Here is a 15337-nt window from a genome sequence, read left to right on the forward strand (position 1 = left end):
TCGCCCCGGCACGATCGATGCGGTTGGATCGGGACATGGACGCCGAACTGGCCGAGATCCGGGACTTCCTGGCCGCACACGAGCCGTACCAGGATCTCCCCCCCGAACTGCTGGACGAACTGCCCCGGTCCCTGGAGGTGGCCTACTTCCGACGCGGAACGGTCGTGGTCGAGCTCGGAGCGGGGAACGATTACGTGCACATCCTGCGCTCCGGGGCCGTGGACATCCTGGACTCCCTGGGTGCCCTGGCCGATCGGGACGAGCCGGGCAGTTCGTTCGGGTTGTCCTCGGTGCTGACCGCCGGTCCCTCGCTCTACCGGATCGTGGCGGTGGAGGACTCGCTGTGCTACCTGCTGCCCGCCCGGGACTTCCGGCGGTTGATGGCGCGATCGGATGCGTTCGCCCAGTTCTTCATGCGCCAGCAGGTGGGCCGGCTGCGCGATACGGTTCCCACCGTCCACGTGCAGGACCCGGGCAGCGCATTGCTGCGGACCCGGATCAGTCAACTCGTGCACCGCGCCCCGGTCACCACCACCCCGACGGCCACCGTTGCCGAGGCCACCGATTTGATGGAGGCAGAAGGGGTCTCCGCGCTCCTGGTCACGGAGAAGCAGGACCTGGTCGGGATCTTCACCGACCGGGACGTGCGCTCGCGGGTGGTGGCCCGTGGCCTGCCGGTCTCCACCGCGGTCTCGACGGTGATGACGCCCGACCCGGTCACGATCCCCTCGGACCGGCTGGCGATGGAGGCGCTGGCAGAGTTGACCCTGCACGGCTTCCATCACCTCCCGGTGATCCACAACGGCGGGCTCCTCGGTGTCATCACCGCCGGGGACCTGATGCGCTTGGCCCGCGACAACCCCACCCTGTTGCTGACCGAGATCACCAAGCAGACCTCGACGCGCGCCCTGGCGGCGGTGGTCTCGCGGCTACCGCAGGTGGTCAGTTCCGCCACGAGTACGCACGCCGCGCCGGGTGATGTGTCGCGGCTGATCACCGCGGTGGCCGACGGCGTCACCCGCCGGTTGCTGCACCTGGCCGAATCCGACCTGGGCCCGCCCCCGATGCGGTACTGCTGGGTGGTCCTGGGGTCCCAGGGCCGGATGGAGACCGGGTTGCACTCGGACCAGGACAACGCCCTGGTCCTGGCCCGCAGGCCGGACCGTGCCGAGAGCCGCTACTTCGCCGAACTGGCCGAGCGTGTGGTCGATGGCCTGGAAGCCAGTGGGTACCCGAGGTGCCCGGGCGACATCATGGCCACCAACCCCCGGTTCCGGGTTCCGGTGGACCAGTGGCGCAACTACCTCATCCACTGGATCGGGGATCCGGAGCCGCAGGCCTTGTTGCACGCCCAGATCTTCTTCGACATGCGCCCGGTGTCCGGCGATCGTTCCCTGTTCGAGCCGATCCGACAGGTCGAGCTCGAACGGGCCCCGCAATCCCGGCTCTTCCTGGCCCACCTCGCCCATGCCGCCCAGCGGACCAAGCCCCCACTGGGATTCTTCCGCGAGTTCGTCCTGGAGCGATCGGGAGAGCAGCGTGCCACCTTGGACATCAAGGCCGGCGCACTGGCGCCGATCACCCAGATCGCCCGGCTGTCCGCGCTGGCCTTGGGACGGCGTGCGCTGAGCACCGTGGACCGGTTGCAGGCCGCGGCCGGTACCCGAGTTCTCTCGGCGGACCACGCCGCGGATCTGGTCGATGCCCACGAGTTCGTCACCGCCCTGCGCACCAGGCACCAGGTCGAGCAGCATGCGCGCGGGCAGTCGCTGAACTCCCGGGTACTGCCCGCGCAGTTGTCCCCGTTCGAACGACGCCACCTCAAGGGTGCCTTCGCCGTGGTGCGGCGCGTCCAGGCCACGCTCCCCTACCTGTACCGCACCGAGATGGTCTCCTAGATCATGGTCACCTGGTTCGCCGACTCCCTGCATCGCCGCCGGGCCAGGGCCGCACAGGATGCACGCGGTCCCCTGGCGCGTTACTACCGCGAGCCGGCGCCCGCGGACTCCACCCCCGCCGGCGACCTCGCCGTGCTGGCCCTGGATCTGGAGTGCACGAGTCTGGACCTGGACTCCGCCGACATCCTCAGCATCGGTTGGGTGCCGGTGCAGGAACGGCGCATCCTGCTCGGCCGCGGCCGCCGGGTGGTGGTCAACCCGGGCCGGGAGGTGGGGCCGAACGTGACCGTGCACGGCCTCACCGACGATGTGGTGGCCGCCGGAGCGCCGCTGCCGGAGGCGGTCGAACAGATGCTGCACGCATGCAGCGGACGGGTCCTGGTAGCCCACCACGCCACCATCGAGACCACCCTGCTCTCCCGTGCGTGCGAACTGCTGTACGGCGCCCCGTTCGTGCCGCCGGTGATCGACACGCTCGCGCTGCAGCGCCGGATCCTGGGCTGGCACCGGGGCGATCAGGAGAACACGGGCCTGAACCTGGCGGCGGCGCGCGGGCGGTACGGGCTGCCCCGGTACGCCGCCCACGACGCCTTGACCGACGCGATCGCCTGCGCCGAGTTGTTCCTGGCCCAACTCTCCCACTGGGGCACCTCGGGCGGGCCGACACTGCGGACGCTCAGGCTCCGCTGAGCCGTCGGCTTGCGGGCCGGTGCGCCGTCATGACCCTTGTCTCCTCATCCGCCGAATACCGCGCCGCCCCAGACCAGGCCCACCACTGACCCGAGGATCATCCATGGTCCGAACGCCACCTGGGTCTTCCGGTCGGCCCGGGCCGTGACCAGTAAACCCACGGCGAACAACCCCCCGAGCACGAACGCAGCGATCGTGCCGGTGAGTACCTCCTCCCAGCCGTACCAACCGAGCACCACGCCGAGCAGGCCGGCGAGCTTCACATCCCCCATCCCCATCCCGGAAGGAGAGATCAGCGCGAGCACCAGGTAGCCGGCGGCCAGTGCCGCACCGGCGAGAACGGAACGCCACAGGTCGGAGTAGTCCCCCTCCACGACACCAAGCACCGCGAAACAGCCCAGCGCGATCGGATAGGGCGGAGTGAGGAGGATGTCGGGCAACCGGTGCGCGGCCAGGTCCACCACCACCAGCAGGGAACAGGCCAGTGCCACTGTACCCAGCACGAGAAGCTCCAACACGCTATCAGCCCAGGAGGCCGCCCCGGCACCACCCAGCGTCGCCAACAGCGGGTGCAGCCCGCTGCGCAACCAGACCGACTCGGTCCGGGCCAGGGAGACCAGCCAGGGGGTGAGCGCCATCGCGGTCAGGCCGAACATCCCGGCCACTCCGACGACCACCACCGGCCCCATCAGGACCGCTCCGCCAGTGCCCGCTCCAACGCAACGCGCATCACCTCGGTCGGTGCGCTGCGTCCGGTCATCAGGCGCACCTGTTCCACCCCCTGGTGCAGCAGCATCAGGTGCCCGCCGGCCACCGGCGCGCCCCGCGCGGCCCAGGCGCGGCCCATCGCGGTCGGCCAGCCGTCGTACACCACGTCCAGGAGCACCTGCTCGGCATGCACATCGGCCTCGAGGATCAACGGGACCAGGGAGTCCGCGGCGCCCCGGGGTGCGGTACTGACCACCGCGTCGGCGCGCAGCAGCGCCTCGTCGGCCCTGGGTGTGCCCCAGGTGAGCAACGACGGCGACACCCCCATCCGTGCCGCGGCCCGCACCACGGCGCCTGCGCGCCCGGGTGAGCGCACCACCACCGCAGGGGAGGTGATTCCCAGCTGGCCCAGCGCCGCCAACGCTGCACTCGCAGTGGCTCCCCCACCCAGGATCACCCCGGTACGCGGCTGCCACTGTGTGGGCGCCACCTCTGTCAGTGCGGTCACGATGCCGTATACGTCGGTGTTCGTTCCTACCCGGACCCCGCCACCGGGGAACAGCACGGTGTTGACCGCCCCGACCACCTCGGCGAGCGGCTCGATGTGATCCACCGAGCGCAGCGCCACCTGCTTCAGGGGCATCGTCACCGACAGCCCGGCCCAGCTGGGATCGAGCCCGGTAAGGAAAGCGGTGAACCGATCCTCGGTCACGTCGTGCCGCTCATACGTCCAGTGGGTCAGGCCCAGTTCGGCATAGGCGGCCCGGTGCAGCACCGGTGAGAGCGAGTGCGCCACCGGATGGCCGAGCACCGCTGCGCGGCGCGGGTCGGGCATTGCTCAGTCCTCGCCGTCCTCGTCCTCGTCCCCGTCCTGCTGGGCGAGCCACTCCCGGTACAACTCCTGGTTCTGCCGGTGCTCGTCGATGTCGTCGGTGAACCGGGTCTCGCCGGTGTTGGGGTTGACGGTGACGAAGTAGCACCAGTCACCCTCCGGCGGGTTCAGCACAGCGTCGATAGCCGGTTCGCCCGGTGCACCGATCGGGGTGGGGGGCAGGCCCGCCACGCGACGGGTGTTGTAGGGGTGGTCCTCCTGCCACTCACTGCGGGTGATCTCCCAGGCCGGCTTGTTCAGACCGTAGGCGTAGGTGGTGTCCATCCCCAGGGTGCCGTCACCGGAGCAGCCGGCCAGGCGGTTCTCGACCACGCGGGCCACTTGGCCCCAGTGCTCGGGGTTGTTCACCTCCAGTTCCAGGATGGAGGCAATGATCAGGGTGTCCTGCCACTCGTCCTCGGGGACCTCGCGCTCCTCCAGCTGGCGCACGGTCAGGTCAACCATCTGCTGCAGCAGTTCCGCCGGCTCGGTGTCGGTCTCCACGGTGTAGGTGGACGCGAACAGCCAACCCTCGATCTCACCCTCGGCCGCATCCGGGAGTTCGGCGGCTGCGAACTCCTCGGCGGCGACCTCCACATCCTCCAGCGGCACCTCCAGCCGGGCGGCGACACGTTCGTAGATCTGGGTTGCCCGCCAGCCCTCCGGGATGGTCACGGTCAGGTCCGCGCGACTGCCGGGGTCCAGCAGTGCCTGCACCGCATCGACCGAGGCCATCTCCTCGCGCATGGTGTAGGTGCCGGCCTGGATCTGGACGGCCTGGGGGTTGTTGTTGTACGCCTCGGTGAAGGCGCCGACGGTGGCCACCACGTTGGCCTCCACTAGTGTGCGCCCGATGTCGGTGCCAGTGTCGCCGGTGTTCACCACGACCTCGACCTCGCCGGATCCCGGACCGGGGAAGTCGGTGACCTCCGGCTCCTCCGGAGACCCCTGGAACAGGGGGCGGATCAACACGAACGCACCGCCCAACAGCAGCGCGATCGATGCGACCATCACCACGAAGGTGATAGCGTTGCGCCGCCGCTGGGCCCGGCGCTTCGCGGCACGCTCCCGACTGGCCCGGCGCTGCCCGGTGGATGTCTCGGCAGCGGGGGTCTCCTCGGTGCCGAATTGTTCATCGAACAAGTCGGTCACGTCCGCGCCTCCTCATCGACCGGTGGATCCTCACACACCTTAACGACTTCACCGACCTCCCGACCGCCACGCATGGCGTCCAGGGCGCTCTGCAGGATCACAGTGGCCGCGACCTGGTCCACCACCTTGCGGTGTTGCTTCTGACGCCGCCCGGCGCTGTGAAGTTGGGCGTGCGCGGTGACGGTGCTCAACCGCTCGTCGACCAGGCGCACCGGTACGGGGGCGATCGCGGCTGCAACCCTTGCGGCGTACGTCCGGGCATCCCGGGCCGCAGTTCCCTCCTGACCCGACATGTGCAGGGGCAGGCCGACCACGACCTCGATCACCCCGGCCTGGGCGACCTGCTGCGCGATCGCGGCCACGCCGTCGTCGTCCCGGGCCCGTACCAGGGTTCGGTCGGGCGTGGCGAGCAAGCCCTCGGGGTCCGACAACGCCAGGCCCACCCGGACCTTGCCGGCGTCCACGCCGAGACGCACGCCGGTGCGCACCGGGGCCGGATGGTCTGGCGTCTCAGGCATCATCACCGCCCAGATCGCTGATCAGTGCGGACAGTGCGGCGCCTACCGCCCCCGGGTCGGTACCGCCGCCCTGGGCGATCTCATCCTTACCGCCGCCACCGCCGCCGAGCACCCGGGCCGCGGTACGCACCAGGGCGCCGGCCTTGACGCCGGCAGCACGGGCCGGCCCCGTGGTGGCCACCACGATGACCGGACGGTCGTTGCTGACCCCGGCCAGCGCCACGACCGCCGGGGTGTCGGCGCCCAGCCGCTCGCGCACGTCGAGGACCAGCGAGCGCAGTGCGTCGGTACCGGAGATCTGTCCGGTGTCGGCGGCGACCACCTGCACCGTACCGACCTTCCGGGCGCGTCCGGCCAGTTCCCCGGCCCCGGCCAGCAACTGGGCCGAACGCATCTTGTCCAGTTCCCGTTCGCTCTCCTTGAGCTTGCCCAGCAGGCCCGAGATCCGCTCGGGCAGCTCCTCCGGCCGTGACCCGACCAGTTGCGTGAGCTGGCCCAGCAGCACGCGCTCCTTGGCTCCCTGGGCGTAGGCGCCGTAACCCACCAGGGCATCGACGCGACGGATCCCGGAGCCGATCGAGGACTCCCCGAGCAGGGTCACCTGCCCGACCTCGCCGGAGCGGCGCACGTGGGTGCCTCCGCACAGTTCCTTGGACCAGTCCCCGTCGATGGAGACCACCCGGACCCGGTCGCCGTACTTCTCCCCGAACAGCGCGATGGCCCCCTGCTCGCGCGCCTCGTCCTGGCTCATCACCTCGTCGGTGACGTCAAGGTCCTCGATCAGGCGCAGGTTGACCCGCTCCTCGATCTCGGAGACCACCGAAGCGGGTACTGCCGAGCCGTGCCGGAAGTCGAACCGCATCCGGGACGGGGCGTTCTCGGATCCGGCCTGGGTGGCCTGGGTGCCCAGGAACTCGTGCAGCGCCTTGTGCACCATGTGGGTGGCGGTGTGGGCCTGGGCGATCTGGCGGCGGCGCTCGGTGTCGATCGCGGCCACGCCGGTCTCGTCCAGCGCCAGGGTGCCCTCCAGCAACCGGCCACGGTGCACCGACAGCCCGGTGACCGGGCTCTGCACGTCGGCGACGTCGACGATCCCGCCGCCGGAGAAGTTGATGGTGCCCTGGTCGGCGAGCTGACCGCCGGCCTCGGCGTAGAAGGGGGTACGGTCCAGCACCACCTCCACATCGGCCGGCGCCTGGGCCGAACGCACGGGTTCGCCGTCCACCAGCAGCCCGATCACACGGGCCTCGGCCACGGCGTCGGTGTACCCGAGGAACTGCACCGGTGCATCGAGCCGGCGAGCCAGGTCGGCGTAGGTGGCGACCTCGACCTGGCCGGTCTTCTTCGCCAAGGCATCGGCACGGGCGCGTTGGCGCTGCTGTGCCATCAGGTCGGCGAACCCGGCCTCGTCCACGCGGACACCCTGCTCGGCGGCCATCTCCAAGGTCAGGTCGATCGGGAAACCGTAGGTGTCGTGCAGTGCGAACGCCTGGTCTCCTGACAGTTCCGGGGTTCCCGAGCCGGATTCGGACCGTGCGCGCGACACCGCGGTGTCCAGGATGGTGGTCCCGGTAGTGAGTGTGCGCAGGAAGGCCTCCTCCTCGGCGTAGGCGACCTGACTGATCCGGTCGAAGTCCTGCGCCAGTTCGGGGTAGGACGGGCTCATCGCGTCACGCGAGACCGGGAGCAGTTCGGGCAGCGCGGCCGTGTCCACACCGAGCAGCCGTGCGGCCCGCACGGCGCGGCGCACCAGGCGCCGCAGTACGTACCCACGGCCCTCGTTGCCCGGACGGACGCCGTCACCGATGACCATCAGGGCCGAACGCACGTGGTCGGCGATCACCCGCAGCCGCACGTCACTCTCGGGGTCGGCGCCGTAGCGCTTGCCGGAGATCTCCTCCATCCGGGAGATGACCGGGAAGACCTCGTCGATCTCGTACATGTTCTGTTTGCCCTGGAGCAGGTAGGCGATCCGTTCCAGGCCGGCGCCGGTGTCGATGGACTTCTGCTCCAACGTCCCGACCAGCGGGTAGTCCTTGCCGGTGCCCTCCCCCCGGATGAACTCATCGAAGACCAGGTTCCACACCTCGATGTAGCGGTCCTCGCCCTCGGTGCTGCCGGGCCAGACCGCCTGGGCACCGCCGGCCGCCTCGGGACCGTACTCGGGGCCGCGGTCGTAGTGCCACTCCGCCGTCGGACCGGCCGGCCCGCCGCCCTGTCCGGTGTCCCAGAAACTCTCCTGCTGGGGCAGGCGCACGATGCGGCCCGGGTCCAGGCCCAGACCCTTCGTGAGCACTTCCAAGGACTCGGCGTCCTGGTCCCACAACGTCACCCAGAGACGGTCCGCATCGAACCCGTAGCCACCGGACTCGACCGAGCCGGTCAGCAGTTCCCAGGCAAGGTTGATCGCCCCTTCCTTGTGGTAGTCACCGAAGGAGAAGTTGCCGGGCATCTGGAAGAACGTGCCGTGCCGGGTGGTCCGGCCCACGTTCTCGATGTCATTGGTGCGCAGGCACTTCTGCACGCTGGCCACGCGCGGCCAGGGTGCCTTCTGGGTGCCCAGGATGTAGGGAATGAACGGCACCATCCCGGCGATCGTGAACAGGATCGACGGGTCGGGCGAGACCAGCGACGTGCTCGGCACGATCGCGTGGTCACGCTGCCGGAAGAACTCCAGCCAGCGGTTGCGGATCTCGGCGGTACGCATACGTCCTCGATGGGTGCTCTGGTTTGTCGATCGTCAGGGGGATGGCCCGGCGTCAGAAGAAGGCGTCCTCGTCGTCGTCCCAGCCGCGGGGCTCCTCGGCCCGGGCGGAGCGACGGTGGGCCCGGGCGCGCTCCTGTTCTGCTTCGCTGGGCAGCAGGGCCGCAGACAGGGCCGCCTCGTTCTCGGCCATCGACTCACGCAGGGTGGTGACGGCCTCCTTGAGGTTGCGAGCCATTGAACACACCGAGTCGGCGATGCCGGCGGGACTGACGGCGTGGGCGACCTCGCCGATCTGGCTGTTCACCTGCTGGACCTTGCGCAGCACCACCACCGAGGCCGCGACTCCCACGCCGATCCAGAAGAGGCGCTTCACGGCGTTCCCTTGCGGCCGAACATGGACCGGACCGCCAGGGAGAACGCGGCCACCTTGACCAGGGGAGCGCCGATGGTGGCGGCCACCAGGGAGGTCAGGGCCGAGACGTTCGTGCTCACCTCCGCGGCCGCGGTCGTGACGGTGTCCACCTTGCTCAACTGACTGTTGGTGGAGCGGATCGTCTCGGCGGTCTCATCGATGACCGGCAGTGTCTGGGTGGTGATGTTCCGGACCGAGAGGCGGGCCTCGTCCAGCACCCGCCCGAGTTTGAGGATCGGCACGGCCAGAAACCCCACCAACGCCACGAACGCCACGGCAGCGATCAGGCCGGCGATGTCTCCTACGGACATGACTCCTCCAATACTCACGATCCGGGCAACTGGTCAGACACTACCCGGGTTATAGACACCGGCGCCCCGGTACACGGCAAGGGCCATGAACCAGGGCGCCGGACAGATCGGGTGCCCGCGGGATCAGCGGGAGTAGTGCTCCACCACCAGTTGCACGTCGGCGGTGACCGGGACCTCGACCCGCTTGGGTCGGCGCACCAGTTCGAAGCTGAGCTTCTCCAACTGCACGTCCAGGTAGGCCGGAACCTCGGGCAGCACGTCCCGGTGGGCGCCGGCCGCGGCGACCTGGAACGGCACCATGGTCTGGCTGCGGGGCTTGACCTGCACCACCTGACCGGGCTTGACCCGGTAGGAGGGACGGTCCACCACCCTGCCGTCCACCAGGATGTGACGGTGCACCACAGCCTGACGGGCCTGGGCCATGGTGCGGCCGAACCCGGCGCGCAGCACCAGGGCGTCCAGACGCATCTCCAGCAACTCCACCAGGGACTCACCGGTCAGGGCCTGCTCGCGGCGTGCCTCCTCGAAGGCGCGGCGCATCTGAGCCTCACGCAGACCGTACTGGGCGCGCAGACGCTGCTTCTCCTTCAGTCGTACGGCGTAGTCGGACTCGGTCCGGCGGCGAGCGCGGCCGTGCTCACCCGGCGGGTAGGGTCGCTTCTCGAAGTACTTGACCGCTTTGGGGGTCAGGGGAATACCCAGGGCCCGGGAGAGCCGGACCTGACGGCGGGTTTGGTTCTTGCTGGCCATGTGTGTTGTGTTCTTCCTGTCGTGTTCTCGTGACGTCACACCCGCGGATCCGCTGGCGGCGCGGGTGTGGGGCCGACTCTGAGCGGAAGGACACCGGCTGTCTCGGCCGGTCGATTCTCGCCGCTGCTGGCTAGGACCCCAGGTGTGCCCGGACTGGGCAACTTCCCTAGTTTAGCGCACCGTGGCACGCCGTTCGATCAGCCTCGGACGTGGTGGTGCTCACCCGGGCCGGCCGGTCGGCCCGGCGGCCTCCCCCAGCGCGGGACCCGCCCACGGCCGTGCGATAGTGGCCCGCGTGAGGCAAGCACGGCCGGATCGACTCCCGCTGACCACCACGATCGCCTTCGGCCTGGTGGTCATCTGTGCCTTCGGTTCATGGCTGTACGGGTACGGGGTGCTACTGGAACCGATCCGCGTCGACACCGGGTGGAGCGAGTCGGTGCTGTCATCGGCCTACGGCATCGGCATGCTCGCGGTGGGGCTGGGCACCGTCACCGCCGGCCGGGTGGTGGACACCGTGGGGCCGCGGCCTGTCTTCGTGGTGTCCGCGGCCGGAGTGATCGCCGGCACCGCCCTCGTGGTCACCGCCCACACGCCCCTGGCCTTCGGTGCCGGGGCGGTCCTGACCCAGGGCTTCGTCGGCACTGCCGGCTACTACACCGTGGTGCACGCGACGATCGCCCGGCGGGTCCCGGCCGATCGGACCCGGGCGATCACCGTCAACACCATGTGGGGCGCCTTCGCCAGCCCGGTGTTCCTGCCGCTGCTGGGTTTCGTTGCCCAGGCTTGGGGTTGGCGACCCGCGATGGTGCTGTCCGGGGTGCTGGTCACGGGGAGCTTCCTGTTCGGGGCCGCGGTGAGCCCGTCGGGCAGCGGGGTCTCCCGGGGCGAAGCGGGCACACTGCGGGCCGCTCTTGCCGAATCGATCCGAGATGAGACGATGCGCCGCCTGCTATACGTGGCGGTGTGCTCCGGGGTGGCCTCCTCGGTGCTGTTCCTCTACCAGGTCCCGGCGATGGTCTCCGCCGGTCTCGTCCTCGGGCTGGCGTCGGCGTTGGCCGGCCTGCGCGGCTTGTTCCAATTGCTCGGCAGGCTGCCACTGCCGTGGCTGGTGAACCGGTACGGCGCCCGGCAGGTGTTCCAGGTGGGCTTGGCGTTGGTGGGCGCCTCCTCCCTGCTGCTGCTGGTCTCGGGCAATGTGGTGGTGGCCGTGGCCTTCGCCGTCGTCGCCGGTGCCTCCGTCGGTGCCTCCTCGACCCTGGAGAGCATCTACTCGGCCCAGGTGGTGCAGGTGCGCCTGATCGGGTTGTTCCTGGGGTTGTACTCGATGATCTGGGGGCTGGGTTCGGCCGTGGGCCCGGTCATCGCCGGGTTCGTGACCGAGGCCACCGGCACCCGGCTGCCGGTGTTCGTCGGTATCGCGATCATCGGGGTGCTGGGCGCGCTGTTCATCCCCCGCGACCCGGGTCGCACGGACCCCTGAGCGGGGCCGGGGCGCACCACCCGGCGGGATGGGTCCCGTTCACCCCGGTGTGATCGGACTAGGTGTCGGGTGCCTCCGGCTCGGTGCGGCCGAGCAAGGTCTCGATCCTCTCCAGGCGCTCGCTGATGGAGCGTTCGTATCCGCGGTCGCTGGGCCGGTAGTACCGCGCACCGCGCAACTCCTCCGGCAGGTACTCCTGGGCGGCGACCGCGTGCGGTTGGTCGTGGGCGTAGACGTAGTCGGCGCCGTGACCCAGGCGCTCCGCGCCGGCGTAGTGGGTGTCGCGCAGGTGCACCGGGACCGAACCGGACCGGCCGGCCCGCACATCGGCCAGCGCGGCGTCGATACTGCGGTAGGAGCGGTTGGACTTCGGGGCGGTGGCCACGTGCACCACCGCCTGGGCCAGGATGATGCGGGCCTCGGGCATCCCGATCATCGCCACCGCCTGCGCGGCGGCGACCGCGGTCTGCAGCGCGCTCGGGTCGGCCATGCCGACCTCCTCACTCGCCGCGATCACGATCCGCCGGGCGATGAAACGCGGATCCTCCCCGGCGTGGACCATCCGGGCGAGGTAGTGCAGCGCGGCATCGACGTCGGAGCCACGCATCGACTTGATCAGTGCCGAGGCCACGTCGTAGTGCTGGTCCCCGGCCCGGTCGTAGGCCACCGCGGCCACGTCGATGGCCCGTTCCACCGCGGACAGGTCGATCTCGGTCTGCCCGCCGGCGCTGGCGGTGCCCGCGGCGGCCTCGAGGATCGTCAGGCCCTTGCGCGCATCCGCACCGGCCAGCCGGCGCAGGTGCGCCCGGGCGTCGGCGGCAAGGCTGAACCGGCCCTTCAGACCACGCTCGTCGGCCAGGGCCCGGGTGAGTAACTCGTCGACGTGCTCGGGCGCGAGTGGGTGCAGGGTGAGCATCAACGACCGGGACAGCAGCGGGGAGATCACCGAGAAGCTCGGGTTCTCGGTGGTGGCCGCCACCAGGGTGACCCACCGGTTCTCCACCGCCGGCAGCAGCGCGTCCTGCTGGGTCTTGGAGAACCGGTGCACCTCGTCGACGAACAACACCGTCTCCACGCTGCCGGCCAGCCGGCGCCGGGAGTCATCGATCACCGCCCGAACGTCCTTGACCCCGGCGGTCACGGCGGAGAGTTCGACGAACCGCCGCCCACCGGCACGTGCCACCAGGTAGGCGATAGTGGTCTTTCCGGTACCGGGCGGACCCCAAAGAATCACCGACGACGGCGGCAGCGAGCCCGCCTCCGACGGCGTCACCAGGCGGTTCAGCGGGGCGCCCGGGGCCAGCAGGTGGTCCTGGCCGAGCACCTCATCGATTCCGGCGGGGCGCATTCGCACCGCCAGCGGTGCCCGGTCATCCACCTGGGGCACCCCGGCCTCATCGGTGCTGACTGAGTCGAACAGGTCCACGACCCAAGCCTAGGCTGCCCCGTGACGGCACCGGTCCCGCGCGCGCCCCGGCCGCCATAGAATCACATCGTGTTCGACCGACTGGGGCGGCTGGCAGCCCGCTATCCGCGCAGGATCGTCCTGGCGTGGTTCCTCCTCACGGCGTTCCTCTTCACGCTGACGATGACCGGCTTCGGTGGCCAGGGCCTGTTCGAGCGGCTGCACTCCGGGGAGCCGACCGTGCCGGGTTCGGAGAGCACCGAGGCCCGCGAACTCCTCGATGAGCACTCCCCCAGCGGCGAGGAGATCTCCCTGATCGTGCTGGGGTTGGATCTGGACAACCCCGACGGGGTGGCCGAGGCCGGCCGGGCCGCAGCGACGCTGAACTCCCGGTTGCTCAACATCGATGGGGTGGACGGCGTCCTCAGCCCGTTCGTGTTCCCCGGCGGGCTGTCCGATCCCCGGGCGGCGGCACTGACCTCGGCCGACGCCGACGGGTTCCTGCTCACAGTCACCCTGCAGGTCGGCCTGGACCCCGAGGTGCACGACACCGCGGTGGCCGAGGTCACCGACCTGTTGCGGGACTTCCCCGGACGGGTCTCACCGGTGGCCTCCGGGATCGTGGCCAGCAGCGACCTGATGACCGAGGCGGTGATCTCCCAGATGGAGCGGGACCTGATCACCGGGGAGCTGGTCGCCCTGCCGGTCTCGCTGTTGATCATGGTGGTGGTCTTCGGTGGCTTCCTGGCCGCCGGGATGCCCCTGGCCGGCGCGCTCGCCTCCATCGCCGGCGGATTGGGAGCGCTGCTGGCGTTCAGCCACGTGATCGAGTTGGACTCGGTGGTGGTCAACGTGGTGACCATCCTGGGTCTGGGCCTGTCCATCGACTACGGCCTGCTGGTCGTCTCGCGCTTCCGGGAGGAACTCTTCCACGCCCATAGCGCCGAGCTGTCCGCCGCGGCCGCCGCGGCCGACGCCGTACCCGCCCGCCGGCGACGGCGCCGCTCCACCGGGGGCGATGACGTGGTGCGGACCGCCGTCCGGGCCACGCTGAGGACTGCAGGCCGCACGGTGAGTTACTCGGCCCTGATCGTCGCGATCTCGATCCTAGGCCTGCTACTGCTGCGCCCGGACATCCTGCGCTCCCTGGGAGCGGCCGGCGTGGCGGTGGTGTTGATCGCCCTACTCACCGCCATCACGCTGGTGCCGGCCCTCCTGGTGCTCATGGGCCGGCGGATGCTGAAACCGCCGCTGCTGCGGCGCGTCCCCGGCCTGCGGCGGATCGTGGCGGGTCTGGGCGACGTGCCCCCGGCCGATGGGATGTTCTCCCGCCTGGCCGGACGGGTGCAACGCCGTCCGTGGCTGGTGCTGGTGCTGGTCTCGATGCTGCTGGTGCTGGCCGCCTCACCGCTGATGAACCTGCAGTTGCGCAACTCCACCACCGAACTGCTGCCCAGCGACTCCGACCAACGCGACTTCCTGACGATCGTGAATGAGGATTACCCGCTGGCCGCAGCGCCCACGATGGGGGTGCTGGTGGAGGGCACCGAGGCCGAGGCGGACGGCCTGGGTGACCGGATCACCGACGTCCCCGAGGTCCTGGGCATCGACCCGGGCCAGCAGGTCGGCGCGGACTACGTGTTGCTCGGGGTGCGTGTGGATACCGATGACCCCGGTGGTCCCCTGGCCACGGACGTGGTCGAACAGATCCGGCAACTGCGCGGAACCGAGCCGTCGCTGCCGACGTTCTGGGTCTACGGGGAGGGTGCCAACCAGGTTGACTTCACCCAGGCCCTGCTGGACGGGCTGCCCTACGCCGCCGCCGTGGTTGTCCTGGCCGTCTTCATCCTGCTCTTCCTGATGACCGGATCCCTGCTGATCCCGGCCAAGGCCCTAGTGGTGAACCTGCTCTCGCTGGCTGCCTCGCTGGGGATCACCACCTGGATCTTCGCCGAGGGGCATCTGGAGGGCCTGCTCAACTTCACCTCGGTGGGTGGGCTGGAGTCCTACGTGGTGGCGGTGGCAGTGGCGTTCGGGTTCGGCCTGGCGATGGACTACGAGGTGTTCCTGCTCGCCCGGATCAAGGAGATCTACGACGCCACCGGCGACAACGATCACGCGGTGAAGTACGGCCTGCAGCGGTCCGGGCGGATCATCACCTCCGCCGCACTGGTCATCATCGTGGTGTTCCTGGGGTTCGTGGCCGGCGACCTGCTGGCCATCAAGCAGGCGGGCGTGGCCCTGGCCGTGACGGTCTTCATCGATGCCACGCTGGTCCGGATGCTGCTGGTGCCGGCCTCGATGACACTGCTGGGTCATTACAACTGGTGGGCGCCGCGCCCGATGCGCGCCCTGTACGCCCGGTTCGGCATCACGCACTGATCTCGCCGTGCCACCTCCAGGTGGACCGCGGCAACTCAGGTGCCCGCGGT

Annotated in this window: 13 protein-coding genes; 4 read left to right on the forward strand and 9 right to left on the reverse strand. The window is 70.0% G+C overall.

Annotated features, from left to right (window positions below):
• Nucleotides 1–35 precede the first annotated feature (35 nt).
• The gene (locus tag ACO0LV_RS00915) at nucleotides 36–1898 is read left to right on the forward strand and encodes a DUF294 nucleotidyltransferase-like domain-containing protein (protein ID WP_424785979.1); all 1863 of its coding nucleotides are present in this window, start codon (nucleotides 36–38) and stop codon (nucleotides 1896–1898) included.
• Between the two features lie 3 nt (nucleotides 1899–1901).
• Nucleotides 1902–2588, forward strand: a complete 687-nt coding sequence (locus tag ACO0LV_RS00920) for an exonuclease domain-containing protein (protein ID WP_424785980.1) — start codon at nucleotides 1902–1904, stop codon at nucleotides 2586–2588.
• 44 nt (nucleotides 2589–2632) lie between these two features.
• Here the strand turns inward: ACO0LV_RS00920 and ACO0LV_RS00925 are convergent, their stop codons facing one another.
• From ACO0LV_RS00925 to rpsD, 8 genes are all read right to left on the reverse strand, one after another.
• On the reverse strand, nucleotides 2633–3277 hold the full coding sequence (locus ACO0LV_RS00925) for a prepilin peptidase (RefSeq protein ID WP_424785981.1): 645 nt from the start codon (nucleotides 3275–3277) through the stop codon (nucleotides 2633–2635).
• On the reverse strand, nucleotides 3277–4131 hold the full coding sequence (locus tag ACO0LV_RS00930; protein WP_424785982.1) for a shikimate dehydrogenase: 855 nt from the start codon (nucleotides 4129–4131) through the stop codon (nucleotides 3277–3279). Before ACO0LV_RS00930 ends, ACO0LV_RS00925 begins: the two co-directional genes overlap by 1 nt.
• Before the next feature lie 3 nt (nucleotides 4132–4134).
• Entirely contained in the window at nucleotides 4135–5319 is a 1185-nt protein-coding gene (gene mltG / locus ACO0LV_RS00935; protein WP_424785983.1) for an endolytic transglycosylase MltG, read from the reverse strand.
• Nucleotides 5316–5837 carry a Holliday junction resolvase RuvX gene (ruvX, locus tag ACO0LV_RS00940; protein WP_424785984.1) on the reverse strand — a complete coding sequence of 174 codons (522 nt, stop codon included), beginning with the start codon at nucleotides 5835–5837 and terminating at the stop codon, nucleotides 5316–5318. Before ruvX ends, mltG begins: the two co-directional genes overlap by 4 nt.
• Nucleotides 5830–8544, reverse strand: a complete 2715-nt coding sequence (gene alaS / locus ACO0LV_RS00945) for an alanine--tRNA ligase (protein WP_424785985.1) — start codon at nucleotides 8542–8544, stop codon at nucleotides 5830–5832. Before alaS ends, ruvX begins: the two co-directional genes overlap by 8 nt.
• Nucleotides 8545–8596: 52 nt before the next feature.
• Complete coding sequence (locus ACO0LV_RS00950; protein ID WP_424785986.1) at nucleotides 8597–8917, reverse strand: hypothetical protein; 321 nt, start codon at nucleotides 8915–8917, stop codon at nucleotides 8597–8599.
• On the reverse strand, nucleotides 8914–9267 hold the full coding sequence (locus ACO0LV_RS00955) for a DUF948 domain-containing protein (RefSeq protein WP_424785987.1): 354 nt from the start codon (nucleotides 9265–9267) through the stop codon (nucleotides 8914–8916). The genes ACO0LV_RS00950 and ACO0LV_RS00955 overlap by 4 nt, the downstream gene beginning before the upstream one ends.
• A gap of 123 nt (nucleotides 9268–9390) precedes the next feature.
• The gene (gene rpsD, locus ACO0LV_RS00960) at nucleotides 9391–10017 is read right to left on the reverse strand and encodes a 30S ribosomal protein S4 (protein WP_424785988.1); all 627 of its coding nucleotides are present in this window, start codon (nucleotides 10015–10017) and stop codon (nucleotides 9391–9393) included.
• A 295-nt stretch (nucleotides 10018–10312) separates the two neighbouring features.
• Here rpsD and ACO0LV_RS00965 point away from each other — a divergent pair, with 295 nt between their 5' ends.
• Nucleotides 10313–11500 (forward strand): MFS transporter, encoded by a 1188-nt coding sequence (locus ACO0LV_RS00965; protein WP_424785989.1) that lies wholly within the window; start codon nucleotides 10313–10315, stop codon nucleotides 11498–11500.
• A gap of 58 nt (nucleotides 11501–11558) precedes the next feature.
• Here the strand turns inward: ACO0LV_RS00965 and ACO0LV_RS00970 are convergent, their stop codons facing one another.
• A complete protein-coding gene (locus ACO0LV_RS00970) occupies nucleotides 11559–12926 on the reverse strand; it encodes a replication-associated recombination protein A (protein ID WP_424785990.1) in 1368 nt (455 codons plus the stop codon).
• Between the two features lie 69 nt (nucleotides 12927–12995).
• Here ACO0LV_RS00970 and ACO0LV_RS00975 point away from each other — a divergent pair, with 69 nt between their 5' ends.
• Nucleotides 12996–15287 carry an MMPL family transporter gene (locus tag ACO0LV_RS00975; protein ID WP_424785991.1) on the forward strand — a complete coding sequence of 764 codons (2292 nt, stop codon included), beginning with the start codon at nucleotides 12996–12998 and terminating at the stop codon, nucleotides 15285–15287.
• Nucleotides 15288–15337: the final 50 nt, after the last annotated feature.

Origin of the sequence: Pseudactinotalea sp. Z1739 (genome assembly GCF_049725055.1) — a bacterium.
GTDB lineage: Bacteria > Actinomycetota > Actinomycetes > Actinomycetales > Beutenbergiaceae > CALKWS01.